Origin of the sequence: Clostridium oceanicum (genome assembly GCF_039521385.1) — a bacterium.
Classification (GTDB): Bacteria; Bacillota; Clostridia; order Clostridiales; family Clostridiaceae; genus Clostridium_F; species Clostridium_F oceanicum.
The window spans coordinates 497,721-523,412 of sequence record NZ_BAAACG010000006.1; the positions used below are offsets into that span (position 1 = coordinate 497,721).

Here is a 25,692-nt window from a genome sequence, read left to right on the forward strand (position 1 = left end):
AGATTATTAATTATTATGATACTTTTATATTATATAAGGAAACTTTTAAGTTTTTAAATAAAAATTTCTAAAAATTATATAGAGTAAAAAAATTCATTTTAAGGTAAAAGGATCCTTGTATGAATGATTGAGTTTATAAATTGCTTATTAGTATAAATATTTGTGTGTATAGTTAAAATAAGAAAAGAGGTAATATAAAATATTTAGGAGGCAAAATAGTGAACAAAAAAGATGATTATTTTATGAGAAAAGCTATTGAATTTGCAATTAAGTCAAAAGAAAAAGGTAATGCACCTTTTGGAGCTGTTCTAGTAAAAGATGATAATATTGTAATGATAGAAGAAAATGAAGTTAATACTTTATCTGATCCTACAAGTCATGCAGAGATGAGCCTTATAAGAAATTTTTGTCAACAAAATAGAATTACTGATTTACATGAATATATTTTATATAGTAGTTGTGAACCATGTGCTATGTGTTGTGCAGCTATGTCATGGGCTAACTTAGGTAAACTTGTTTATAGTGTGTCTAATGATGAACTTACAAAAATGTTTGGTGATAATATAAAAATATTTTCTAAAGAATTATTTCAAAAAAGCACCAATAAACCAGTTGTTGTTGAAAAGGTACTTAATAAAGAAGGGCTAAAGGTTTTTGAAAAATATAAGTTTTAAAAGTTAATTATAAGTAAAATATTTAGTTTTTTTTAGTAATATAGTTTATTATATAGCTACATATGATGGAAGTAGAAATTTTATTCCCTTACTTTGAATGTCAGATATAGTTAAAGGTATACAACTTTTAATTTTATTTTTATGGTGTTTTAATTACAAAATGAAATGTGGAAGTTGTGGTAAAAATTATAAAAATATAGTATAATATTTTAGTTATAATATATGGAAAGAAGGGAATAAGATGGAACGAAAGACTAATAAACCACTTTATAAAAAAATTTGGTTTTGGATAGTTATTATATTAATAATGGGGGTAGCAAGTAATGTTATTAATAAAAATAAAACTACAGATACATCAACTAAGAATACTCCTAAAGTACAAGCTCAAAAACACAAAGTAGAAACAAAAAAACATAAGGTAGAAAAAGAAAAGAAGAAAGAAGAATTTGATTTTTCTAATAGTGAAATTACAGAGGAAAATGTAAAAAAAGCTTTAGGTTCAGATTTTAAATCATGTAAAGTTACTATAAGTGAAGAAAAAGGCAAAAAAATAATTGATGTAATAAAGCCACCAGCAGATTATTGGAGTGGAGAATCTTTAGCAAAAGGATGTTGTAAAATTACATTAGATGTAATTGAAAAACTATTTGTTAATAGTAAGATTGATATTGTACATTATTGGATAGAAAGTAAATTCCAAGATGAATATGGGAATGAAAAAGTTGAAAATGCTATGCAACTAGGATTTTCAAGGGAAACCTATAAGAAAATGAATATTAAAAATTTAAAAGAAACAGCAGTTCTTAACTATAAAAATATAATTAATATAGCTGACTCAGAATATATTCATCCAGCTATACAAAAAGAATTAAATTAGATATATATAATTAAAATAACCATACAAAATATGTTACTTCTTTAACCATATTTTATATGGTTATTTATTTTATTGTTTTTTATAAGTGTCTAATATATTTAAGATTATATATTTTGAATCAATAATGTTAAATATATTATATAATGCTAAGGTAGTTTGATATAATCTGTAAGTATTGTAAACTATAAAAATAATATTGGTTTACAATCCTTTGGCATTAAGATATAATGTAGTACAAATGGAGAAAACAAACTAGGGTGGAGGGGATATTAGTGAAACAATTTATTAAAATGCTTGAAGATAAAGTTTTAAAAGGGGAACTTATAAATTTCAAAGAGGCTATGAAATTAACAAATGTAGAGAAAAATGATATAGGAAAGTTATGTAAAAGTGCTAATAAAATAAGAGAATATTTTTGTGGTAATGAAGTGGATTTATGTACAATAATGAATGCTAAATCTGGACAGTGTAGTGAAGATTGTAAGTTTTGTTCTCAATCTTCTCATTATAAAACTAATATAAAAGTTCATGGAATTGTTTCAAAAGAAGATGCTTTAAAATTGGCTAGAGAGAATCAAAATGAAGGGGTTAATAGATTTTCTTTAGTTACAAGTGGTAGAGGAGCATGTAAAAATGAATTAGAACAAATAATTGATATATATAAAGAAGTTAAAGATAATACAAAAATAGATTTATGTGCTTCTTTAGGAATATTAGATTATAAAGATTTAATTAGGCTTAAAGAAGAAGGAGTAAAAATGTATCATCATAATTTAGAAACTAGTAGAAGTTATTATGAAAATATATGTACAACCCATGGTTATGATGAAAGAATACATACTATAAATGCAGCTAAAGATGCAGGGTTAGAGGTTTGTTCAGGAGGAATTATTGGACTTGGAGAAAGTATAGAGGATAGATTAGAACTAGCTTTTGAGTTGAGAAGTTTAAATATAAAGTCTATTCCTATAAATATATTAAATCCAATTAAGGGAACACCACTTGAAAATGCAGATAGCTTAAGTCAAGAAGATATATTAAAAACAGTTGCAATATTTAGATTTATTAATCCAAAGGCATTTATAAGACTTGCAGGAGGAAGAAATCAAATAGAAAACTTTGGAGAAGGATGTTTTATAGCAGGAGCTAATGCTACTATAACTGGGAATTATCTAACAACATCTGGTAATAAAATATGTGATGATAAAAAAATGATAAATGATTTAAAGTTAAAAGTTAGAAAAAATTCTTAATTTTAAAGTTATCTTGGAGGTTAAAAATGACTAAAGGTATATTTATAATTGGAACAGACACTGATGTAGGAAAAACTATTGTAACTGCTGGTATTATTAATGTTTTAAGAAGTAATGGATATAATGCAACTTATTTTAAGGCAGCCTTAAGTGGAGCTTTAGAAATTAATGAAGAAGTTGTTCCAGGAGATACAAAGATAGTTAGTGAAGTTTCAGGGCTTAAAGAATGTTATAAAAATATAAATCCTTATGTATATAAAACTGCTGTGTCACCTCATCTTGCAGCACAAATTGAAAATAAAAAAATTGATATTAAAGTAATAAAAGAAAAATATAATTATTTAAAAGAAAAGTATGATTATATAATTGCAGAAGGTAGTGGTGGAATTGTATGTCCATTAATATATGAAAATGAAAGGATATATTCACTTGAAAATCTTATTAAAGATTTGAATATGGATGTAATTATTGTTACAAGATCAGGCCTTGGAACAATTAATCATACAGTATTAACGGTGAAATATCTTCATAATATAGGGGTTAATATAAGAGGGATAATAGCAAATAACTATGAAAACAACCTTTTGTGTAATGACAATATAAAAATGATAGAGAAAATAACTAAAATCCCTATTATAGCTAAATTTCCAAAGATAAAGGATTTAGAAGAAGATATGGTAGAAAAGATAAGAGAAAAGAGTATAGAATCTCTTAATGTTTGTGAGTTAATTAAGTTTTTTAAAGAATTATAGTTAGAGTAACAAAAATAATATTTAAATATTAATAAAATAGATTAATATACTGACTAATTATTTATTTTAATGTGCCTAAAAAAAATAGAGATTAAAGGTACTAAAAGATAAGAGAGGGGAATTTTTCATGAATAGTTATATAGAGAAAGATTTAAAATATGTATGGCATCCTCGTTCTCAAGTGAAAGTTGAGCCTATAGTTATTGAAAAAGGTGAAGGTGTTTGGCTTTATGATATAAAAGGGAATAAATATTTGGATTGCATATCATCTTGGTGGACAAGTACTTTTGGACACAGTAATAAGAGAATTAATGAAGCTTTGAAAAAACAAATAGATAATATTGAACATGTTATATTTGCTAATTTTTCTAATAAACCAGCTATTGAACTTTCTGAAAGACTTGTAAATATAACGCCAGAGCCGTTACAAAAAGTGTTTTTTTCAGATAATGGATCTTCATCAGTAGAGATAGCATTAAAAATGAGTTTTCAGTATCATATGCAAAAAGGAAAAACTAAAAAGAAAAGATTTGTTGCATTAAAAGATGCATATCATGGAGAAACTCTAGGAGCTTTAGCTGTATGTGATTTAGATGAATTTAATAAAATATACAAGCCTTTACTTATGGATACAATAAGAGTTGAAGGACCGGATTGTTATAGATGTAAGTATAATTTAAATAGAGAAAATTGTGCAGCTAAGTGTTTTGAAAATATGAAAAAAACAATAATACAAAATCATGAAGAAATTAGTGCTGTTATAGTTGAGCCTATGGTTCAAGGTGCAGCAGGTATGAAAATTTATTCACCAGTATATTTAAAAAAGCTTAGAGAGATTTGTGATAAATATGATATACACATAATTGCAGATGAGATTGCTATGGGATTTGGTAGAACAGGTGAAATGTTTGCTTGTAATCATGCTAAAATAAGTCCAGATTTCATGTGTCTTTCAAAGGGGATTTCTGCAGGATATATGCCTATGTCTGTAGTTATGACTACAAATGAGATATGGAGTTGTTTTAATGGAGACTATAGGGAAGGAAAGTCCTTTGTTCATAGTCACACATATTCAGGAAATGCTATGGCTTGTGCAATTGCAGTGGAAAATTTAAAGATATTTGAAGATGATAAAATTATAAAAAGGAATAAAGAAAAAGGAAAATTAATAAAGAACCTTACATTAAAAAGAGCAGAAGGGGTAGAGCATATAGGAGAAGTAAGAAATATAGGAATGATAACAGCTATAGAACTAGTTAAAGATACTAAAACTAAAGAGAGATTTCCTTTAAATATGAGAGTAGGTTATGAGATTTATAAAATAGGATTAACTAAAGGTGTGATTTTAAGACCCTTAGGAGATGTACTTTATTTTATTCCTCCTTATGTTATAAATGAAGAAGAAATCAAATTTATGGTAGATAAATGTTTTGAAAGTATAGAAGAATATTTTCATAATATAAATTATTAAAAAATAAAAAAGTTTTTAGATTTATAACATTTTTAAAAGAAAAAATAAATTGATGATTCTTAAAGATAAGTATATTTTTAATATATATAATTTATTTAATTATAAGCAATACATAAGAAAATATAATGTTTTTAATAAACAAAAGAAATCTTAATAGGAGGAAAAATGAACAAAACAAGAGAGTTAGTTCTTATAAGTTTACTTGCAGTAATTATAGCTTTATCAGGATCTTTTAAAGTACCAAGTCCTTTTATGGGATCAGAATTTCAGCTTTCAGCACCAATAGCTGTAGCTATTGCAGCCTGCTTTGGATTTAAAAGATATTTTTTAGCAGGAATAATTGCAAGTGCTGTTTGTATGCTTTTAGGTACACAAAATATTATAAATGTTATAGTTGCTATGACATTTAGAGTTGTAGCTGGAGGTATTATACATTTATTTAAAGGAAATATAGTAGCTATTATTTTAAGTGGTCCTACAGGGAGTATAGCAGCTAGAGTAGTTTTATGGATATTTTTTAAGAAAGCTATTATGGTTATGCTTATAGCTGGATTCCCGGGAATGTTGTATACAGCTATTTTATCTTATCCTTTAACTAAATTATTAAATAGAGTTAGAAAAGTTATTCCTTGGAGTGAATTAAGTTATGGAAAAAATTCTTTATAATGTTAAAATGAGAGCTTCTAAAAAAGTTTTTAATGAAAATAGTAAAGAGATTTTAAATGAGAAATTTAAAATAGATGATACCATTCATATATCTGGAGCAGAAAGAATTATTTCTAAAGGTAATATAAAAGAGGCTACAAATAGTTTAATAAAGAGAGCTTTGAATCATTCAAGGGGGGAAGCAGATTTTATAAATATATCTATAAATAAGATAAATCAAAAAGATATAAAATATGTTAAAGCATTAGATGTTACTACTATAGATGTAAAAACTTATAATGAAGGTCTTGAATGTTCTATGAAAATTTTAGAAAAAGTAGGAATATCCAAAGAAAAGTCAAAGGAAATCATTAGTATTTTTAAAAATATTAATGATATGCGTGGCGCTATGATTTTAGATATTAATTTATTAGAAAGGTTAGAGCCAGATTTTGAAAGAGGTATTAGAGCAACATCTATAGATTGGGAAGAAAATATAAAAGAAAGTCTTAACCATCTACTAACTAATAATTTTTTAAATAACAATCATATTAAGGAAGCCATTGCTCTTTCCACAAAGGTTTCTAGTTTTAGTGGTATTATAGCAGAAATTTGTATGTCTGATGACAAAGGATATGTAGCAGGGTATGTAGCTTCAAAAGAACTTGGGTATGTTAGAATTACTCATATGAAAGATGAAAATTCTTTATATGGTGGAAGAATTTTTGTTTTTGATTCTTCAAAGGTATCTATTGACGAATGCATAGAATATTTAGAGAAGCAGGTTGTTATTTTAAATGAATTACCTAAAATAAAGGGAATAATATCTTATAAGGATTTTATTAAGTCACATTTAGATAAATAACTAGTCAGTAAATATTTCTTAGTGAAGTGATATAATACTTTATTTAAAAAAATATGTGGATAAATAAAGGATTCTAAGTTTTAGGTAGAGTGAAAATTATCTATAACTTAAGAATCCTTTTTATGTAGAAAGCAAATAGAAATTAATAGATAGAGGTGGTAGAGTGAATTTTTTAAAAAAAGAGCTAGAAAATATAAAAAACAAAGGTCAATATAGAGAACTTACATATTTAAAAGGTTCTCAAAATAAATATTGCTCTTTTGAAGATAAGAAAGTATTACTTATGGCATCTAATAATTATTTAGGGCTTTGCGATGATGAAAGAATAAAAAAAGTTTCTAAAGATGCTATTGATAATTATGGAGTAGGTTCTGGAGGATCTCGTCTTACAACGGGAAGTTACGATATACATAAAAAATTAGAAGAAGAAATTGCAATATTAAAAAATAGAGAGGCAGCCCTTTTATTTAATACAGGTTATATGGCCAATATAGGAGTTATAACTTCCATTTGCAATAAAGAGTGGATTATTTTTAGTGATGAATTTAACCATGCAAGTATTATTGATGGATGTAGACTAAGCGGTGCTAAAATAGTTGTTTATAAACATTCTGATATGAAAGATTTAAAACAAAAGGTGAAGCTTTATAAAGGTGCTAAAAGAATTATTATAACTGATGGAGTTTTCAGTATGGATGGTGATATTGCAAAACTTCCTGATATAATAAAAATTTCAAAAGATAATGACATCTGGGTTATGGTAGACGATGCTCATGCTACTGGAATTTTAGGAGAAAAAGGTTCTGGAACAGAAGAGTATTTTGGGTTAAAGGGTCAAGTGGATATTCAAGTAGGAACTTTTAGTAAAGCTTTAGCAAGTGAAGGAGGATATGTGGCAGGAAGTTATGAATTAATAGAGTATTTAAAAAATAAAGCTAGAAGTTTTATATATTCAACAGCACTTTCACCAATTGTTGTATCAGCAGCTTTAAAGGCTCTTTATATAATAAAAAAAGATAATAATTTAAGGAAGAATCTTTTAAATAATTCTAAATGGTTTCAAGAAGAATTAAAAGAAAGGGGGTTTTGTATATTAGAAAGTGAAACTCCTATAATACCTTTACTTGTAGGGGATGAGGATAAAGCTATGAAATTTAGTAAGATGTTATTTGAAGAAGGAATATTTATACCTGCAATACGACCACCTAGTGTTCCTAAAGACACAAGTAGACTTAGGATAACATTAATGGCTACTCATATAAAGGAAGATTTAAATTTTGTTTTAGATAAAATATCTTATGTTTTTAAAAAGTTAAAGTAAAGTAATTTTATATGTTTAATAATAAATATTTAGATAAGAGTATTATTTTATCGTAAATTATATACAAGTTTCCTTAATTTTATTTTTAATACAAAATATGTATTTATTGTGTTATAATGAAAATCATATAAAAATTAAAGTTTATATGACATCAATTAGGGGGAATACAAAATGAGCGAAGATACTATTAATGAGAAATTACTTTTAAGAGATAATATTAAGTTTTTCTTTTTAAATCCAAAAATCATTTTTAAAAAACTTAGTAAATCATTTAGTTATGGAATAATTTTATTAATATTAATTTTAACTAAAATTATTAATACTATAGTTTCAGTTAGTCTTCCGAAAAATGTAATAAAAAAGACTATTGAAAGTCAAACTAGAGGGATATATCCACAATCTGCAGAAATAGTTAAAAAATTTATTTATATTATTAATCAACCTAGTATTCAAATTTTTTTATCAGTTGCTGCAGTAGTTGTAACAATATTTTCTGTTTCCTTTATAATATTTTTGATTTTAAAGGCTAGTAAATGTTCTTTAAAGTATAATAAGGTAGTTTCTATATATTGCCTAGCATCTTTACCAATAGCTATACATAATATAGTACAAGCAGTGTATATGTTTATATCACAAAAACCTATAATACATCCTAATAGTGCAATACATACTACTGTTGCTGCAGTAATATATGACAGTATAAATATTTTTTCAATATGGCAATATATTTTACTAGGAATAGGCATATGTAGTGTTTCTAAAATTTCTAAAAGGAAGGCTATTATAATAACTTTAATATGTTTTATATTTTTTGAAGGAATAGCAATAGGTATAGGATTAACGAAAGTTAGTTAGAAAGTATGAGAATTACTTTTATATATTTTAAATAAAACATTGTAGTATAGTTTATAATTAACACAAGCTTTAAAATATATTTAAAAGGAGGTATTTTTATGGATGTAGGAATTATAATACTTGTAGCAGTTACTTTATTATTTGTTATACTTGGAATTGTTTTAAAATGTGGAAAGGGAAGTTTTTTAATTGCAGGATATAACATGGCTTCAGAGGAGGAAAAAGCTAAGTATGATGAAAAAGCTTTATGCAATTTTATGGGTAATTTAATGTTAGTTATTTCTGCAATTATAATTTTCATGGGTATTTGTTTAGTATTAGAACTTGAATCTTTAAAACCCATTGCTACTTGTTTGATACCGATAGTTACAATAGGAGCTATTATTTATACGAATACAGGAAATAGATTTAAAAAATAAAAATATATATCTTATTAGAAAATAGATTAATCCATTATAATAGTACTTTTATACTTGACTAAAGTAGATTATAATGGATATTTTTGTTATTATATATAATGAATTAAAAAGTCTTGTTTTAGAAGGTAAAAAAGTTGAAGGAATAAAAAAATATAGAATGATTGTTAAAGTTAGCTTAAAGTAAGCTAAGGAGTATGTTGATTTTTTAAGCAGATACAAAAATGTGTAGCTAATATATTATTTATAGTAATAAATTTTAATACTAATGAAGGAGGCAACAAATGAACTATAATAAGTTAGATAAAAATGCTAAAAAATCATGGGTTATATCGAGAGGTATAGCTGCAGTTATTATTACAGCAATACTTTTAGGTGTTAAGTGGTTTTTTACAGATAAAATTCATGTAAAGTTTTTTATAAATGGTAGTTTTTATATTAATGTAATTATAGGAATAATAATTTTATTTTCAGTAGTAGATTTTATTTTATATCCATTTATAGAATATGCTCAATGGAAATATATAATAACAAATGACAAAGTGGAGTTTTCAGAAGGAATATACTATATAAAAACAACAATAATCCCAATAGTGAGAATTCAACATATAAAGATAAATCAAGGACCTATAAATAAAATATTAAATTTAGCAGATGTTCATATGTATACTGCAGGTGGAGAGCATCAAATTCCTAATTTAAGTATAGAAAAAGCTAATGAGATTAGTGAATACTTAAAAGATAAGATAAAAGAAAAGGTTGATGAAAATGATAGATAAGCCAATGAGAAATCATTATTTGTATATTATAAAAGAAATACTTACTTTTATTAAAGCATCATGGTTTTTAGTAATTTTATTTATAACAAAGGGATTAAATGTAAAAACAGTTTTATGGGTTTTGTTAGGGATAGTACTTGGTGTTTTTTTTGTAATACTAGATTGGAGAAAATTTAGATTTTATGTGAAAGATGGAATGTTAGTTTTAGAAAGAGGGGTTATTTCAAAATCTAAACAAGATATACCTTTTGATAAAATAAATACTATAGATTCTACTCAAAGCATTTTAGATAGAATTTTTAAAGTATATACATTAAAGATAGATACAGGCAGTGTTATTGCTGAAAAATCGGAGTTTAAGGTTATTGTAAAGTATGAAGTCTTAGAAAATCTTAGGAATACTATTCTAGGTGAAGATAAAGTTAAAAAAGAATATATACAAAATAGTAAATCTAATGAAATAGAAAAAGAATATGTACATAAAGATTTATATATTGAAGATAAAAAAGAAGAGGGACAAGTATCCTATAATGATTTGAAAAATTCAAATGAAAAGGATAAAATTTTTAAAAATTCAACATTTAATAAAGATAGAGATTTAGTAAATAAAAGAGTAATAACTGCAAAAGAAATATTTAAATATGCTTTAACTAAAAGTAAAATTTTCTGGGCAATAGGATTATTTTTTGCTGCAAATAATTTTCTTGATGATATATTTAAAAATACTAATTTTAAATTTGCACAAATTATTAAAAAATATTTAGATTTAAATGCTATACAATCAAAGTCAGTTTTAGTTATAATACTAGGATTTATAGCTTTTATAGTATTTCTATATATGATTATAGTTTTAATATCTATTGTCTTTGAGATGGTAAGACTTAATAATTTTACAGTAAAAACTTATAAAGATAAGATTAGTATATCTTATGGATTTTTTACTAAAAAACAGTATTCTTTTAAGCTTGATAAGATATATGGTATAAGGTATAAACAAAGCCTGTTACAACAGTTTATGAAAATAGGAGAACTTGAACTTATAACTGTAGGGTATGGTGATGAAAAAGATGAGAAAGCCATATTGTATCCTATAGTAAACGAAAATTTGAAAGATAGTTTTATAAAAGATATATTAAAGGATCTAGTTTTTAAAGGAGAAAGGAAGACTCCACCTAAAAGTAGTAAGGTAAGGTTTATTTTAAAACCATGTATAATCTGGTCTGTAATACTTTTACCTACCTATATATTATTAAAAATTGTTCCTAGTAATATAAAATTATCTGTTATTATAATTATATTTATATTTTCTTTTGTAAGTAGCTTCCTTGATTTTAAAAATACATCTTTAGGAATGAGTGAAAATAGTTTAATTGCAAGTAATGGTGGATTAAAAAAAATCACAACAACAATAAGAGAAGATGATATTCAGTCTATAACTAAAAAACAAACTATATTTCAAAAGAAATCAGGAATATGTACTTACAATATAGATTTATATTCTAATAAATTAGGAGATGTTATTAAAGTTAAATATATGGAAGAAATACTTTATGAAAAAATGCAGGAAAATATAAAATTTTAGATTGTAAATTAAAACAAAATACAAAGAAAAGCTTAGCTGCTTAACTTATAAAATAAAGGAAAGTTAAAATGACTTTCCTTTATTTTATTATTTATTATTTTTAAACATTATATATGAGTTGTATATTATATCGATTAAGAATACTAAGGAACTTCTAGGGGTTATATCGTATCCTTTAAATTCATGTTTTTCAACTTCACTACTTAGTGATAAATTTGAAAGGTTTGCTAAAGGTGAGTTTGGCGAATTTACTACGCAAGCTGTTTTAAAATGTCCAAAAGATAGTTTTTCAGCTATTGAAATTAAGGTTCTAGTTTTACCACTATTTGAAATAAATATAACTAAGTCTTTGTAATGGAGAGTATTAGGCAGTAAATCTATTATGTGTGATTCATACACATATATGGAGTTTTTATTAAGTTGCATTAAAAGTTTTGAAAAGTACTCGCCTATAGCTTTAGTAAGTCCAACAGAAACTATTATTATTTTTTCAGATTTATCTATCATTCTAATAAGTTCATTTAAATCATTTTTATTTATATTATCAGCAGTTGAATTTATATCGTTTACTATAGATTCAATCACATTCTCATTTCTTGATAAATTGTCCTGTTCTATATTTTTGATTATGTATTTTAATTCAGAAAACCCTGCAAGATCAAGCTTATGACACATTCTAACAATGGTTGTTGTGCTTACACTATTTACTTCTGACATTTTGGTTAAACTTTGAGTTTTAGCAATATCTAAATTGTTATCTATGTAATAAAAAACGTGTTTTTCAGAGTAGCTAAGGGAAGATAGCTTATTTTGAAATTTAGTTAATAATTTACCCATGAATAATTCTCCTTACAATACTGAACTATATTACTAGGTTAGATTAAAATATCTAATATTATTCTAAATATAAATATAACTTTAATCAAGTTATATTTTGGTTATTATAAGACTATTAAGCTTATGTATGAATGATTTTACATGAATTTGTTATAGAAAAGAAAAGGTTTTAAATTTGTATTATACATAAAATGTAGATTATACTCATTAAGTACAAATGTACATCTTTTGTACAATGAAAACATTTAAAAGTATGTTATAAATAGAATATAGACATTAACATTCGAATTCGAATACTAATAAATTTAAAAAAATTCAATTATTAATAATGAAATTAAATGATGGAAAAAGTAATTATTCAAAGTTACTATTCCATTTATATTAAAGAGGACTTATTTTTGTAATTAAACAAATAATACGCAAGGAGATGAAGTTTATGAATTTAAAGCAAATGACAAATGAAAATTTAATATTATTAGATTTTGATGGTAGATCAAAAAAAGACGTTATAGATGCTTTAGTAGGAAAACTACATGAAAACGGTTATTTAAGTTCAAAACAAGATTTTTTAAATGCTGTTATGAAAAGAGAAGAGCTTTCTGAAACTGGTTTAGAAAAGGGGCTAGCAATACCTCATGGAAAATCAAAAGTAGTTAAAAAACCAGTGTTTGCAGTAGCTAGATTGAAAAACAAAATAAAAGATTGGGAAAGTATAGATAAATCAAATGAAGTTGATTTGGTGTTTTTACTTGCAATACCTGAAGAAGAAGCAGGTTCAACTCATTTGAAACTTTTAGCAGAACTTTCAAGGTCTTTAATGAATGAAAGTTTTGTTGAAAAAATTAAAGGAGCTAATACTACAAAAGAGTTTATTAATGCTTTAAGTTGTAAAGATGAAAGTGAAAAGGTAAGCAACAATTATGAAAAGACAGTAATTGCTATAACAGCATGCCCAACGGGAATCGCTCATACTTACATGTCAGCTGAAGCACTTGAAAATGCAGGTAAAGAAATGGGTATAAGAGTTCTTGTTGAAAAGCAAGGAGCAAATGGTATTGAAGATAGACATACAAAAGAGTTAATTAAAAAAGCAGATGGGCTTATACTAGCTACAGATATTGCAGCTAAAGATATTGGAAGATTTAATGGTAAACCTTATATTAAAACAAAAGTTGCAGATCCTTTGAAAAATTCTAAGGGATTAATTGAAAAGGTATTAAATAATCCAGATGGAATAATAAATCAAGAAGATGATGGAAGAGCTAATGATGATTCAAAAGGTAAAGAAGGTATTTTATCTCAAATAACTCAAGCTATAATGACTGGTATTTCATATATGATTCCGGTAATTGTTGCAGCAGGCCTTATGATGGGAATTGCTAAACTTGGAGCAATGGGATTTGGAATAGTAAATGAAATAGGTAATGCAAAATATGCGGTAGATGGTAATCAAGTTATAAAGATACTTCATTATTTAGATGCTTATGGTGGAATGATATTTAAATTTATGTATCCTATTTTCTCAGCTTTTGTTGCATATTCAATTGCAGATAGAAGTGGATTAATATCAGGATTTATAGGTGGTGCTTTTGCAACTGGACTTCACTATACTTTTTGGAATATAGAAGGTGGCATTCCTTCAGGATTCTTTGGAGCATTAGTTTTAGGTTTGTTAGCAGGTTATGTATCAAAATTAGCTAATGATAAGATAAAACTTTCTAAGAATTTTTCAGCAATGAAACCTATGTTTTTGATTCCAGCAATAAGTGTATTAACAGTATTTTTTATAAACTTTTATATAGTAGACCCAGTATTTGGATCATTAAACTTATGGCTTAAAAATACGATTCAATCAGCATCAGGAGCGGGAACTTATTCTTTATGTATGATAATTGCAGCAGCAACAGCTTTTGATTTAGGTGGACCTATAAATAAAGCGGCAGGAGCAATAGCAATAGGACTTGCAGCAGATCATATATTCCCATTAACAGCTAGAGTATTAGCAATTGTAATACCTCCTATGGGACTTGGTCTTGCAACTATTCTTGATAAATATATTGTTAAAAGACGTGTATTTGATGAAAATTTGAGATTTACAGGTAAGACTTCATTGTTATTAGGATTTTTAGCTATAAGTGAAGGAGCAATACCTTTTATGCTAAAAAATCCACTAATAACAATTCCAATAAATATAATTGGTGCAATGATTGGATCCGTTGTAGCAGTAGCTCTTGGAGCTGTTCAATGGAATCCACTACCAGCCATATGGGGATGGCCACTTGTAGAAAATTTATGGGCTTATTTAGTAGGACTTGTAGCTGGTGTTTTATTTATAGCAATTGCAAATATATTTGTAAGATCCGCACTACTTAAAAAGAAAGAAAGTTAAATTGATTGTTTTTTAATGGAGATAGAAAACATGTATTTATAAATAGATTACTATATTTTAAAGATACATGTTTTTATCTCCTTTAGTATAAAATTAATTAATTTTGTTATAGAATTTAGTTTTAATAGATCCAGTTAATAAGTAGAAAAATTCTAGGATGTTAATTATAAATTTTAAGGTAGCTCTGTTAGAGCTAGGTAATTTAAAAAACTAATATGAAAAATAAATCTATAGTTAGGCTATTTCTATAGATAAAGTAAACTGATTAAAATGTTAAATTTAATTAGCTTAATGGAGGTTTAAAATGGTTAAAAAGAAAGTTTATATAGTTCCTCATTCTCATTGGGATAGGGAATGGTATTTTACAATAGAAGATTCTAATGTGTTATTATCTGAAAATATTCCATATTTAATGGATGTTTTAGAAAAAGATAATGAATTTAAAAGTTATGTTTTCGATGGTCAATTATCTGTTGTAGAAGAATTTTTAAAAGTTTGTCCAGAAGAAAAAGAAAGATTAAAAAATCATATAAAAGAAGGAAGAATAATTGTTGGTCCTTGGTACACTCAGACAGATTCTCTTCTTGTAAATAAAGAATCTATAATTAGAAATCTTTTATATGGAACTAGAATAGGGGAAGAGATAGGAAATACTATGAAGGTTGGATATCTTCCAGATATATTTGGTCAAAATATGTATCTTCCATCTATATTTAAAGAATTTAAAATAGATTATACAATATTTCAAAGGGGAGTATATACAGATTCTTTAAAGAATGATTTGAATTTCATATGGGAATCTCCTGATGGAAGTATTACTAAAGCTAATAATATGTTTTTAGGTTATGGACCAGGAAAATTTCTTGCATCAGATGATGAATATATTAAAGATAAGTTAATTCCAATGCTTAAAAAGTTATCTGGTTTAAACAAATCAACTAACAATATCTTGCTTCCAAGTGGGGGAGATCAAGTTCTTGTAAACAAAAAATTACCTAAGATAGTTAAAGAATTAAATGAGAAAATAGATGATTATGAATTTGTACTTTCTGATTATGAAAGTTTTATAGAAGAAACTTGGAAAGATAATAATTTTGAAAATAAAATCTCAGGGGATCTTATAGCCTGTGAAAAATCTAGAATACACAGTACTATTCGTTCTCAAAGATATGATATAAAAAGGTTAAATACCTTAGTTGAAAACAAGATTTTGTATATTCTAGAACCTTTAGCTGTTATAGGAAAAGTTAATGGGTTAAAATATCCACAAAAATGGATTGATATTATGTGGAAGTTGATGTTTGATGTACATGCACATGACAGTATTGGTGGATGTAATTCAGATGATACAAATAAAGATATAATAAATAGATTAACTAAGGTGGAAAGAATTTTAGATGGACTTATTAATCTAATTAAAAAGAAAATAACTTGTGCAGTAGAAGAAAAATTAGGAAAAGAAAATATACTTGTAGTATTTAATTTAAAACCTAATAATAAAGGACAAAATTTTGAAAGTGTTATATTTACTAAAAAGAATATATTTCAAATTGCTACATTAAAAGGTGATAAAGTACAATTTGATGTGATAGATCAAAAGTATTTAAGTGGTGGTAAAAAAGTTGTTGTAACATCAGAAGGAGAGAAAGAAATAGAACTTGAAGGATATTATAGAACTAAAATTAATTTTGATTTAGATAGCATTCCATCCTTTGGATATACAACTTTAGAAATTAAGGAAAAAGAAACAGAAATAAATAGTTTAAAAGTGTGTGAAGACAAATTTATTGATAATAAAAAGTATAAAATTAGTTTTGAAAATGGAAAAATAAAGCTCCATAATAAAGAAGATAATAGAATAATTAATGATTTAATAGCCTTTGAGGATGCAGGAGATGCAGGAGACTCTTATGATTTTTCACCACTAAAAGGGGATATTCCTATTTTATCTAAAGAATCTTTAGTTATATCAATTGAAAAAGGTAATAAAGTTCAGAAAATGATAGTAAAAAATGAGATTAATCTTCCAAGTGATTTAAAAGATCGAGAAATTAACAAAAAAACAGATATTTTTGAAATAATAACTTATATAGAATTAAGAGAAAATGAAAATTTTGTGAGAGTTAAACATGATATATGTAATAATATTAAAGATCATAGGGTTAGAGTTTTATTTAATACTTCTATGAATGAATTAAAGCATTCTTATAGTGATGAAGGATTTTCAGTTATAAAAAGAGATAATTTAAACATTCATATGAAAAAATGGAGAGAAAAAGGGTTTAAAGAAGCACCAGTTTCTATATATCCTCTTGAAAATTTTGTAGCTTTAACTGATGAAAAAACTACTTTTTCAGTTATGACTAAAGGAATTAAAGAATATGAAGTTTTAAGTGAAAAAACTTTAGCTTTAACCTTATTTAGGGGAGTTGGAGTTTTAGGAAAGGATAATTTACAGTGGAGACCAGGAAGAGCTTCAGGAATAAACAATAAAGTTGTATATACTCCTGACGCTGAGATGATTAAAGATTTAACTTTTGAGTATGCTATATATTTTAAACAAGAAAATTTATCTCCTTGTAATTTGTTTAAAGTTACAGAAAATTATTTAGAGCATTATGAAACTTATCAAAGACAAAAACTTAACACCTTTGAAGAAAGATTAGAAAGATTTGAAATACCTTTAGATTGTAAGTGTATAGAAGAAAATTATTCAATGTTTTCTATAGATAATGAAAGTGTTTTTGTAAGCTCAATAAAAGATAGCTGGCAAAAAGATGGTGTTATAGTTAGAGTGTTTAATCCACAAGATAAAGAAGAAAGTTTTTCTATAAAATCAGAAAAATTTAAAGATATAGTTTTATGCAATTTATATGAAGATGAAAAAGAAGTATCAAAAGGAAATGTGAGTATAGGGGCTAAAGGATACGTAACTTTAAAACTTAAATATTAGATTAATTAGTATGATAGATTGTTATCTAGAAAATAATTGTACAAATATAAGTTAATCTATTAAGCTAGTTGATTTTTTATATTTTTAAGAGACTTCTATTAATACTTATGTATTTGAAAATTCTATATGGTTAAAAGAAGTAAATTCTATATAAAAATTAATTATTAAAAAGAGTTAATTTAAGTTTTAAATTTAAATTATATATTCATAATTAGAATAGTTTTGAAAATGACATGTAAAATGAGCTTTAAAATATGGATTTAGGACTGAAATATAATATTGAAGTTAAAATAGAGGTGGTAAAAAGATGAATAAAGAAGAATTATTTCAAGATGTGAAAGAAAAACTTAAGTATATATATAAAGATAAGTATAATGAAGAATTTATTTTGAAAATGGAAGAGCTTTTTAATAAATGGGAAAATAAACACTGGGAAAAAGCAAATGAAATAACAGAAAAAAATGTATATCTTATAACTTATGGTGATAGTATATATGAAAAAGGAGAAAATACTTTAGCTACTTTAAATAAATTTTTAAGAAAAGAAGTTAAAGATGTTATAACGGATGTTCACCTCTTACCTATGTTTGAATATACATCAGATGATGGGTTTTCAGTTGTAGATTATAAAAGGATTGATGAAAATTTAGGTGATTGGGAAGATATTAATATACTTTCTAAAAATTATAGATTAATGTTTGATTTTGTTGCTAATCATATTTCTAAAAGTAGTGACTGGTTCAAAAGATATATAAACGGGGAAGAAAAGTATAAGAATTTTTTTATTCCTTATGATGAAAATTTTGATACTTCAAAGGTTGTAAGACCAAGGACATCACCTTTATTTCATAAATATATAGGAAAAAGTGGAGAAAAAACAGCATGGACTACATTTAGTGAAGATCAAGTAGATATAAATATAGCTTATTTTCCCATATTGTTAGAAATGACAGATATAATACTTATGTATGCAAACAAAGGAGCTACAAGTATAAGATTAGATGCTATAGGATTTTTATGGAAAGAATCTGGAACTAGTTGTATGCATTTAAAAAGAACTCATGAAATAATAAAACTTTGGAGAACTGTACTAGATTATTTTAAACCTAATACTCAAATAATAACAGAAACTAATGTTCCTCATAAAGAAAATATAAGCTATTTTGGAAATAAAAATGATGAAGCAAACATGGTATATCAATTTTCTCTTCCACCACTTGTTTTATATACTTTCACAATGCATAATTCAACAAAGCTAAGTAACTGGGCAAAAACAATAGATGTTGTATCAGATAAGGCTACTTACTTTAACTTTTTATCAAGTCATGATGGAATTGGAATGAGACCTACAGAAGGAATTTTAACGGAGAATGAAAAACAAATTCTAGTAGATAAAACCTTAGAAAATGGAGGTAAAGTGTCTTATAAGACTAATGCTGATAAAACTAAGTCTGTATATGAATTAAATATAAATTACCATGATGCACTTCTTAATAAAAATGAAGATGTAACAGAAGAGTTAGAAATTAAAAAGATATTAGCGGCAAACTCTATACTTCTTTCATGTGTAGGAGTTCCAGCTATATATTATCACTCATTGTTAGGGTCAAGAAATGATGAAAAGGGAATGAAGGATTCAGGTATTAATAGAAGAATAAATAGAGAGAAACTTTCTTATGATTTTATTTTAAAAGATGTAAATAAAGATAATAGAAGAAGTAAGATATTTAGTTCTCTTAAAGAGATAATAAAATTAAGAAAGAAGGAAAGTTCCTTTTCACCTTATGCTAAGCAAAAAGTTATAGATTTAAATAATAAAGTATTTGCTCTTGAGAGAATAAATGAAAATACAAATGAAAAGATAACTTTTATAGTTAATATAGATTATAAACCTATAGAATTTGGGTGTGATATTAAAGGAAAAGATATTATAACAGGAAAAGATATTGATGGAACAATTAAATTAAATCCATATCAGTTTCTTTGGATTAAATAAGGAAACTAATGTAGTTATATGAAATTAAATCATGTATTTATAAAATGTTTTTAAATAACTTTTATAAATACATGGTTTTTTATTGGTTAAACAATTATAAATTTCTTGAATAAATTAATTAGTTTAACATATATAGTTTAATTTTTATAATCTAAATATCTTAAAAGATAAAGCTATTATATATAACTATGTGTATATAAAGTGTAAATATTATATAATAATAAATAAGAAGAAATGGAATAAAGGGTAAGTACTAAAGAAAAAGGAGAGAGGTATAATGAATAGTTATGTGCACATTGCTTTAGGAGATTCGGCGGCAGGATGTTTAAAATATTGTTTGAAAGAAAACAAAGATAATATATACTTTGGTAAAGTAATGAAATTTACAGATGATCTTTCAACTGGAAGTATATATAAACTTGATGAAAATATTAAACAAAGAGATTTATGGTTAGAACAGTTATATGGTAAAACAGGAGTTAAATACTATATAGCACCTAATAAAAAGTTAGATGCAGAATTTATTTATAATGAAATAAAGAATATTTATAATGGTACATTAAAAATACCTAAAGATTTTAAAGTTGTTATCTGGCATGGAAATAATGTTATGGAGCAAATTTCTTTAAGATATATAATGAATACATTTAAAGAGTATGAACTTTATGAGGCGGATGTTTCAAAATATATAACTCATGTATATGACAATCAAGAATATAAAGTAAGATGTGTGGCAGAATGTAGACCACAAGAATTAGAATTAGTGCTAGAAAAAATTTCTCCTATAGATGATGATAAGAAAAGTGAGCTTATAAGTCAGTGGAATAACCTTCAAGAGAGTAAAGCTACATTAAGAATTTTACAAAATGGAAAAATTGTTAGTGTAGGAGAAGATTATTATGACAATGAAATATTAAGATTTCTTTCAAAGAAATTTAAAAATGCTCCTAGAGTAATAGGCAATGTTCTTGGTACTTCTCACCAAATAGTTAGTGATACATTTATAGATTATAGATTAAGAAATTTAATAGAATTAGATAAGGTTGAATATAAAGGTAAACTTAAAACTATGAGGGATTTTGAAGTTAAAATAAAGGACAAATAAAATATAACATAATATAAAATAATTCTATAAGAGTTAAAATAGTTTTATCAATTTTAATAAAGACTAAGAAATCATCTTTAGTTAATTTCTTAGTCTTTATGTGTTAAAAAATACTATTTAGTTTATATTTTTATAATAATCATTTTTATTATACATCTTTATCATCTTTAACAAACAAACAAGCCACTATACTTATAAATCCAATCCATGAGTTGTTTAAAATATAAGATAATATGAGTCCTAGTATTATAATAACAACAGCGAAATCAATATCATTATTAAAGTTATAATGATTAGTATTTTTTACGTAATTCATATTGCCACATCCTTAAATATTTTAAATAATTACTTTAACAAATATTATTTCGGTTGGTTGCTATTATTTTTAATAAATAATTTTAATTTATTTTAAAAAATATTTATTTATATAAAAAGATGTTTATCATCTTCATCTTTAATGAAAGGGCAGGCTATTAAAGAAACAATCCAAGCTTTAGGTATAAGAGGTGTTAATATTATTCCAATCATTACAATTACAAAAGCAATATCAACATCACCTTTATAAGGTTGATTGTTTATTTCTGTTGTATTTTTCATATGTATCACCTTCTTAAGTATTTATACAATAAAATACTTAGGCACATTCAAATAAATAACTGGTTATTAGGATAATATATTTTACAAACTATTTTTTCTTTTGAAACTACTAATAGAAAAATGATTAGTAGAACAGAAGTAATTGTATTTCATAAAATATCTGTAATATTTATTTTTCTATGTCTCATTACAAATTTTAGTGTTTTTCAATTTTTATATGTATTTTATTGGCTTTATTTATTGGTATTTTTTATAATACATTTAACAATATGTATTATAAGGTATCAATTTAGAGAAATCTTATATTTTAGTTACTAATAAATTATTTATTGGTAGAGGATGTTATAGGTGATTTCCTATTTTCCTCCTTATATTCTGTTGTAATTGAAAAATGTGGACTAAGCTTATTTCTAATATCTTTTATAAAATTGCAGGAATCTAATAATGTAACCATAGGAAATGCAAGAAAAAAAGATAACAATAATGTAATTGTTTTTTGAATAAATTTCTTTTTTTGTATAAATGAATTAATAATCAAAGATCCGTTAATTATTAAAAGTATTATTCCAAGTGGAGGAAAGAATAATTCTGATAGTTCCCAGGCCACAGTTCCTATTAATCCTTGTATTATGTAAATACTTATCCATAAAGTAAGTAATAATAGTGTTATTAGATAGTTAAGTATTTTATTAAAGTGTTCCGTATCCAACGTTTAAGTCCTCCTGAAAAATTTGGTTATAAATTTATATATAAGTTTTTCACCTAAATTAATATTATTAAATTAAAAACTAAATATAATTATACCAAAATAATTTTAAAATTACCATAAAGTTACAAGAATAAATTAACAAAAGATTAATATTAATTAAATAAATTTAAGAGAAATAGATTACATATACAGAAAGTAGTAGATTTATTAAAAAATATTTATTGTTAAATTTTAGAACAGTATTAATATGGATAAATTTAGAAAAATATTTTTTAATGTAAACATTTTATAATAGTTGACATTTCAACTATTATAAAATATCATATATTTAATTGAATTTTAAACTAAGTATTTAACGTAATAAACAAATTGAATTTTTTAGTTGGTAAAAAATAGTTAAAGGAGGAATAAAGAATGTCAATATATAGTTTTAAAAATGATTATAGTGAAAGTTGTCATCCAGATATTTTGAAATCATTAGCCAAAATAAATATGCAGCAAGAAGAAGGGTATGGGTATGATTCTCATACAATAAATGCAATTTCTAAGATAAGAAAGTTGCTTGGAGATAAGAATGCTTATATTCATTTTATATCAGGAGGAACTCAGGCTAATTTGATAGTTATTTCAGCTTTTTTAAAACCACATGAAGCTTGTGTATGTGCAAATACTGGTCATATAGCTACTCACGAAACTGGTGCAATTGAATATACTGGACATAAAATAATAACAGTTACTTCAAAAAACGGCAAATTAACTCCAGAGCAGATTGAAAAAGCTATAACTCCTTATAATTGTGAGCATTTTGTAAAACCAAAACTTGTTTATATTTCTAATGCTACAGAAATTGGTACAGTATATACAAAAGAAGAACTAAAAAACTTAAATGAATATTGTAAATCTAAAGGACTTATACTATTTGCTGATGGTGCAAGACTTGGATCTGCACTTTCTGTTAAAGAAGCTAATTTGACTTTGAAGGATATGTATGATTTTACAGATGCTTTTTATATTGGTGGAACTAAAAATGGAGCACTTTTAGGAGAGGCTATAGTTATAAGAAATGAAGCTTTAAGAGATGGATTTAAATATAATGTAAAGCAAAAAGGAGGATTACTTGCAAAAGGGCAAGTTTTAGGAATACAGTTTGAAACTTTGTTTAAGGATAATCTTTATTTTGATCTTGCAAATCATGCAAATGAAATGGCAAAACTAATAACTAAAGGACTAAAAGAGGCTGGAATTAAATTTTTAACTGAATCTTTAAGCAATCAAATATTTCCTATTTTAAAAAATGAAGTAATCGAAAAATTAGAAAAAAAGTTTGGATTTTATATTTGGGAAAAAGTAGATGAAAATTATTCTTCAATTAGATTAGTTACTTCATGGGCTACTAAAAAAGAAGAAGTTTTGAAATTAATTGAAGAAATTAAAAAATTAAATAATTAAATATAAATTATTTATAAAAAGATTCTCATAATTTTTATAGTAAATTTGGATCTTCAAAATTTAGAAAGAGTTAATTGATATGAGCAATTTATATATTTATCTAGAGTTTGTGAATATCCTGGAATTGATTTAATAAAGCTATCAAGTATTCTAAAAAGTGATAAAACTACAATTACTAAGAGTATTTTTAAATTTATGAAACAAGAACTTGTAATTAAAAAGAAAGATGAAATTTATAAGGGTTCTTATAAATTCTATCCTAAGGATAAGCCTAAGCAGGTATATTGTGAAATTATAAGAGAGAAAAACAGAATTATAGATACATGCTTTAAGGGATTTAATAAAAAAAAGAAAAAGGTTCTTGAACTTATTTATAGGATGGAAGAAAATATAAAATCAGAGTGGTATGATATAAAAAAGTATAGTGAAAAATAAGCACTAAAATTTTAGTGCTTATTTTTATTTAATGAATTTGAAGTTTACAAAAGATTCTATGTTGCTATAGATATAATTATCTTAATAATTGAAGAATTCCTTGTGGTTTTTGGTTTGATTGATAAAGCATTGCCTGAGTTGCTTGTACCAATATATTGTTTTTAGATAAATTCATCATTTCTTTTGCCATATCAGTATCCCTGATTCTACTTTCTGATGATATTAGATTTTCAGAGGAAGTAGATAAATTATTTATTGTGTGTTCTAATCTATTTTGATAAGCTCCAAGTTTAGCTCTAAAAGAAGAAACTTTTTCTATTGCTTTATCAAGGTCTTCTATAGCTGCTGTGCATTTTTCATGACTTGAAACATCTAAAGCATATTCTTTAATTTTCCTATTAGTGTTATTAATTATTCTCTTATTTAAGTTCTTTGTATGTGTTTGTGTGAATTTAATAGAGTTAGTATCTTTTATAGATAAATTAGAAATTCCAAGAGAATTTGCCCCCATATCACATAGCTCTATATTAAATGATTGATTTTTATTCGCTCCTGTTTGTAACTTTAGGTTTAATTTATTAGATTCAAATTTAATATCAAATGGACTATCTTGATATATACCTATCATTCGGACTAATTTTAAGTTGTTTTTTTCTACTTTTGATAAATCAAAATCTATTGAAGTGTAATTATCATTTCTTTTTATTGTATTAAATAAATTTAAAGCTGTAATATCTTTATTTTTTCCTATGTTGAATTCATTTTCTTTTAGTAGTTTATTATTTTTAGTGTTTCGTATCGCTATATATCTTTTCCCATCTAGTATTAATACATCACCATTTTGAAAGTTTTTATTTATTTTAAATAGCATTTCTTCAGTATTTAAATCACTTCCACCTTCTAAAGGAGTAGCTTTTTGTGGCTTGGCTATATTAGAAAGGGATGAAGCTGAACAGGTTATTTTTTTAAATAAATTTGTTGCATCATAATTTTTATTAAGTTCATTTTTTACGTCTTCTATTGTAGATGTAATATTTCCTGACTTATTAGTAGAAAGTATTATTTTAATGTTATAGTATGGTAGACTTTCAATTGTGTTTTTATTAGAAATTTTAGCTTTAACAAATGAATTACGTATATCTAAATATTGGTTATAATATTTAGGTTTTATGAACTCTAATTTTACGCAATTTCCTAATGATCCAGGAGTAGTATATTCCAAATTCAACCCTTGAATTGTTGTCTTAGCTGTGGTGAAATCTGGTTTGTTTTCTCTTTTTATTATAGTAATTTTATTTTTAACAGTACTTCCTTTAAATAATTTTTGATTATTAAATTCAGTGTGATTACTTATCTTGTTAACTTCTGATGTTAATTGATTTAGTTCATTTTGTATATGCTCTCTATCTTCCTTTGAATTTATATCATTAGATGCTTGTACTGCAAGTTGTCTCATTCTTTGAATGAGTGATTCAGTCTCTTTTAAAGCACCTTCTGCAGTTTGTAGTAAGGAAATACCATTTTGTACATTGTTTTTAGCTTGTTTTAAACCTCTTATTTGTCCACGCATTTTTTCTGATATTGAAAGCCCTGCACAGTCGTCACTAGCGCTATTAATTCTAAGTCCAGAAGATAATTTTTGGGTGGATTTATTTGATTGAAGAATACTTTTCATCATATTTGTATGTGTAGTTATTGCATTAGTATTAAGGTTAATTCTCATTAAAGGGTG

The 25,692-nt window shown here is 25.2% G+C and carries 23 protein-coding genes; 18 read left to right on the forward strand and 5 right to left on the reverse strand.

What is annotated here, in order from left to right; genetic code table 11:
• The first annotated feature begins 218 nt into the window (after positions 1 to 218).
• The 12 genes from ABDZ71_RS05795 to ABDZ71_RS05850 all read left to right on the forward strand — a co-directional run bounded on the left by ABDZ71_RS05795 (position 219) and on the right by ABDZ71_RS05850 (position 11,490).
• Positions 219 to 674 (forward strand): nucleoside deaminase, encoded by a 456-nt coding sequence (locus ABDZ71_RS05795; RefSeq protein WP_343759753.1) that lies wholly within the window; start codon positions 219 to 221, stop codon positions 672 to 674.
• A gap of 241 nt (positions 675 to 915) precedes the next feature.
• Positions 916 to 1,551 carry a hypothetical protein gene (locus ABDZ71_RS05800; protein WP_343759755.1) on the forward strand — a complete coding sequence of 212 codons (636 nt, stop codon included), beginning with the start codon at positions 916 to 918 and terminating at the stop codon, positions 1,549 to 1,551.
• A 272-nt stretch (positions 1,552 to 1,823) separates the two neighbouring features.
• Positions 1,824 to 2,804 carry a biotin synthase BioB gene (gene bioB / locus ABDZ71_RS05805; protein ID WP_343759758.1) on the forward strand — a complete coding sequence of 327 codons (981 nt, stop codon included), beginning with the start codon at positions 1,824 to 1,826 and terminating at the stop codon, positions 2,802 to 2,804.
• Positions 2,805 to 2,830: 26 nt separating this feature from the next.
• Entirely contained in the window at positions 2,831 to 3,556 is a 726-nt protein-coding gene (bioD, locus tag ABDZ71_RS05810) for a dethiobiotin synthase (protein WP_343759760.1), read from the forward strand.
• 127 nt (positions 3,557 to 3,683) lie between these two features.
• Positions 3,684 to 5,027: an adenosylmethionine--8-amino-7-oxononanoate transaminase gene (gene bioA / locus ABDZ71_RS05815; RefSeq protein WP_343759762.1), complete on the forward strand. Its 1,344-nt coding sequence runs from the start codon at positions 3,684 to 3,686 to the stop codon at positions 5,025 to 5,027.
• A gap of 165 nt (positions 5,028 to 5,192) precedes the next feature.
• A complete protein-coding gene (locus tag ABDZ71_RS05820; RefSeq protein WP_343759764.1) occupies positions 5,193 to 5,693 on the forward strand; it encodes a hypothetical protein in 501 nt (166 codons plus the stop codon).
• On the forward strand, positions 5,674 to 6,537 hold the full coding sequence (locus tag ABDZ71_RS05825) for a 6-carboxyhexanoate--CoA ligase (RefSeq protein WP_343759766.1): 864 nt from the start codon (positions 5,674 to 5,676) through the stop codon (positions 6,535 to 6,537). Before ABDZ71_RS05820 ends, ABDZ71_RS05825 begins: the two co-directional genes overlap by 20 nt.
• 163 nt (positions 6,538 to 6,700) lie before the next feature.
• On the forward strand, positions 6,701 to 7,858 hold the full coding sequence (gene bioF, locus ABDZ71_RS05830) for an 8-amino-7-oxononanoate synthase (protein ID WP_343759769.1): 1,158 nt from the start codon (positions 6,701 to 6,703) through the stop codon (positions 7,856 to 7,858).
• Positions 7,859 to 8,029: 171 nt separating this feature from the next.
• A complete protein-coding gene (locus tag ABDZ71_RS05835) occupies positions 8,030 to 8,713 on the forward strand; it encodes a YIP1 family protein (protein WP_343759771.1) in 684 nt (227 codons plus the stop codon).
• Positions 8,714 to 8,811: 98 nt separating this feature from the next.
• A complete protein-coding gene (locus ABDZ71_RS05840) occupies positions 8,812 to 9,132 on the forward strand; it encodes a DUF3784 domain-containing protein (RefSeq protein ID WP_343759773.1) in 321 nt (106 codons plus the stop codon).
• A 281-nt stretch (positions 9,133 to 9,413) separates the two neighbouring features.
• Positions 9,414 to 9,908 carry a PH domain-containing protein gene (locus tag ABDZ71_RS05845; protein WP_343759775.1) on the forward strand — a complete coding sequence of 165 codons (495 nt, stop codon included), beginning with the start codon at positions 9,414 to 9,416 and terminating at the stop codon, positions 9,906 to 9,908.
• Positions 9,898 to 11,490 carry a PH domain-containing protein gene (locus ABDZ71_RS05850; protein WP_343759777.1) on the forward strand — a complete coding sequence of 531 codons (1,593 nt, stop codon included), beginning with the start codon at positions 9,898 to 9,900 and terminating at the stop codon, positions 11,488 to 11,490. Before ABDZ71_RS05845 ends, ABDZ71_RS05850 begins: the two co-directional genes overlap by 11 nt.
• Before the next feature lie 87 nt (positions 11,491 to 11,577).
• Here the strand turns inward: ABDZ71_RS05850 and ABDZ71_RS05855 are convergent, their stop codons facing one another.
• Complete coding sequence (locus ABDZ71_RS05855; RefSeq protein ID WP_343759778.1) at positions 11,578 to 12,327, reverse strand: MurR/RpiR family transcriptional regulator; 750 nt, start codon at positions 12,325 to 12,327, stop codon at positions 11,578 to 11,580.
• A gap of 436 nt (positions 12,328 to 12,763) precedes the next feature.
• On the opposite strand from ABDZ71_RS05855, the gene ABDZ71_RS05860 reads away from it, so the two are divergent.
• From ABDZ71_RS05860 to ABDZ71_RS05875, 4 genes are all read left to right on the forward strand, one after another.
• Positions 12,764 to 14,716, forward strand: coding sequence for a fructose-specific PTS transporter subunit EIIC (locus ABDZ71_RS05860; protein WP_343759780.1), 1,953 nt, complete (start codon positions 12,764 to 12,766; stop codon positions 14,714 to 14,716).
• A gap of 304 nt (positions 14,717 to 15,020) precedes the next feature.
• The gene (locus ABDZ71_RS05865) at positions 15,021 to 17,669 is read left to right on the forward strand and encodes a glycoside hydrolase family 38 N-terminal domain-containing protein (RefSeq protein WP_343759782.1); all 2,649 of its coding nucleotides are present in this window, start codon (positions 15,021 to 15,023) and stop codon (positions 17,667 to 17,669) included.
• Between the two features lie 307 nt (positions 17,670 to 17,976).
• The gene (locus tag ABDZ71_RS05870; RefSeq protein ID WP_343759785.1) at positions 17,977 to 19,665 is read left to right on the forward strand and encodes a sugar phosphorylase; all 1,689 of its coding nucleotides are present in this window, start codon (positions 17,977 to 17,979) and stop codon (positions 19,663 to 19,665) included.
• Between the two features lie 277 nt (positions 19,666 to 19,942).
• A complete protein-coding gene (locus tag ABDZ71_RS05875; protein ID WP_343759787.1) occupies positions 19,943 to 20,770 on the forward strand; it encodes a DUF1835 domain-containing protein in 828 nt (275 codons plus the stop codon).
• Between the two features lie 148 nt (positions 20,771 to 20,918).
• On the opposite strand, the gene ABDZ71_RS05880 is transcribed toward ABDZ71_RS05875, so the two are convergent.
• From ABDZ71_RS05880 to ABDZ71_RS05890, 3 genes are all read right to left on the reverse strand, one after another.
• Complete coding sequence (locus ABDZ71_RS05880) at positions 20,919 to 21,086, reverse strand: hypothetical protein (protein WP_343759789.1); 168 nt, start codon at positions 21,084 to 21,086, stop codon at positions 20,919 to 20,921.
• A 107-nt stretch (positions 21,087 to 21,193) separates the two neighbouring features.
• Positions 21,194 to 21,367, reverse strand: a complete 174-nt coding sequence (locus ABDZ71_RS05885; protein ID WP_343759791.1) for a hypothetical protein — start codon at positions 21,365 to 21,367, stop codon at positions 21,194 to 21,196.
• A 322-nt stretch (positions 21,368 to 21,689) separates the two neighbouring features.
• Positions 21,690 to 22,076, reverse strand: coding sequence for a hypothetical protein (locus ABDZ71_RS05890; protein ID WP_343759792.1), 387 nt, complete (start codon positions 22,074 to 22,076; stop codon positions 21,690 to 21,692).
• 420 nt (positions 22,077 to 22,496) lie between these two features.
• On the opposite strand from ABDZ71_RS05890, the gene ABDZ71_RS05895 reads away from it, so the two are divergent.
• Complete coding sequence (locus tag ABDZ71_RS05895; protein WP_343759957.1) at positions 22,497 to 23,525, forward strand: threonine aldolase family protein; 1,029 nt, start codon at positions 22,497 to 22,499, stop codon at positions 23,523 to 23,525.
• A gap of 195 nt (positions 23,526 to 23,720) precedes the next feature.
• Positions 23,721 to 23,960, forward strand: coding sequence for a MarR family transcriptional regulator (locus ABDZ71_RS05900; protein ID WP_343759794.1), 240 nt, complete (start codon positions 23,721 to 23,723; stop codon positions 23,958 to 23,960).
• 76 nt (positions 23,961 to 24,036) lie between these two features.
• Here the strand turns inward: ABDZ71_RS05900 and ABDZ71_RS05905 are convergent, their stop codons facing one another.
• A complete protein-coding gene (locus ABDZ71_RS05905; protein ID WP_343759796.1) occupies positions 24,037 to 25,683 on the reverse strand; it encodes a flagellin N-terminal helical domain-containing protein in 1,647 nt (548 codons plus the stop codon).
• Between the last annotated feature and the right edge of the window lie 9 nt (positions 25,684 to 25,692).

Bases quoted from the DNA above. Each gene is read 5' to 3' on its own strand.
- ABDZ71_RS05845 (WP_343759775.1), top strand. From the start codon at position 9,414: ATGAACTATAATAAGTTAGATAAAAATGCTAAAAAATCATGGGTTATA.
- ABDZ71_RS05855 (WP_343759778.1), bottom strand. From the start codon at position 12,327: ATGGGTAAATTATTAACTAAATTTCAAAATAAGCTATCTTCCCTTAGC.
- ABDZ71_RS05905 (WP_343759796.1), bottom strand. From the start codon at position 25,683: ATGAGAATTAACCTTAATACTAATGCAATAACTACACATACAAATATG.
- bioD (WP_343759760.1), top strand. From the start codon at position 2,831: ATGACTAAAGGTATATTTATAATTGGAACAGACACTGATGTAGGAAAA.
- bioA (WP_343759762.1), top strand. From the start codon at position 3,684: ATGAATAGTTATATAGAGAAAGATTTAAAATATGTATGGCATCCTCGT.
- ABDZ71_RS05865 (WP_343759782.1), top strand. From the start codon at position 15,021: ATGGTTAAAAAGAAAGTTTATATAGTTCCTCATTCTCATTGGGATAGG.
- ABDZ71_RS05835 (WP_343759771.1), top strand. From the start codon at position 8,030: ATGAGCGAAGATACTATTAATGAGAAATTACTTTTAAGAGATAATATT.
- ABDZ71_RS05875 (WP_343759787.1), top strand. From the start codon at position 19,943: ATGAATAGTTATGTGCACATTGCTTTAGGAGATTCGGCGGCAGGATGT.
- ABDZ71_RS05870 (WP_343759785.1), top strand. From the start codon at position 17,977: ATGAATAAAGAAGAATTATTTCAAGATGTGAAAGAAAAACTTAAGTAT.
- ABDZ71_RS05860 (WP_343759780.1), top strand. From the start codon at position 12,764: ATGAATTTAAAGCAAATGACAAATGAAAATTTAATATTATTAGATTTT.
- ABDZ71_RS05840 (WP_343759773.1), top strand. From the start codon at position 8,812: ATGGATGTAGGAATTATAATACTTGTAGCAGTTACTTTATTATTTGTT.
- ABDZ71_RS05800 (WP_343759755.1), top strand. From the start codon at position 916: ATGGAACGAAAGACTAATAAACCACTTTATAAAAAAATTTGGTTTTGG.
- ABDZ71_RS05850 (WP_343759777.1), top strand. From the start codon at position 9,898: ATGATAGATAAGCCAATGAGAAATCATTATTTGTATATTATAAAAGAA.
- ABDZ71_RS05825 (WP_343759766.1), top strand. From the start codon at position 5,674: ATGGAAAAAATTCTTTATAATGTTAAAATGAGAGCTTCTAAAAAAGTT.
- ABDZ71_RS05880 (WP_343759789.1), bottom strand. From the start codon at position 21,086: ATGAATTACGTAAAAAATACTAATCATTATAACTTTAATAATGATATT.
- ABDZ71_RS05900 (WP_343759794.1), top strand. From the start codon at position 23,721: ATGAAACAAGAACTTGTAATTAAAAAGAAAGATGAAATTTATAAGGGT.
- ABDZ71_RS05820 (WP_343759764.1), top strand. From the start codon at position 5,193: ATGAACAAAACAAGAGAGTTAGTTCTTATAAGTTTACTTGCAGTAATT.
- ABDZ71_RS05885 (WP_343759791.1), bottom strand. From the start codon at position 21,367: ATGAAAAATACAACAGAAATAAACAATCAACCTTATAAAGGTGATGTT.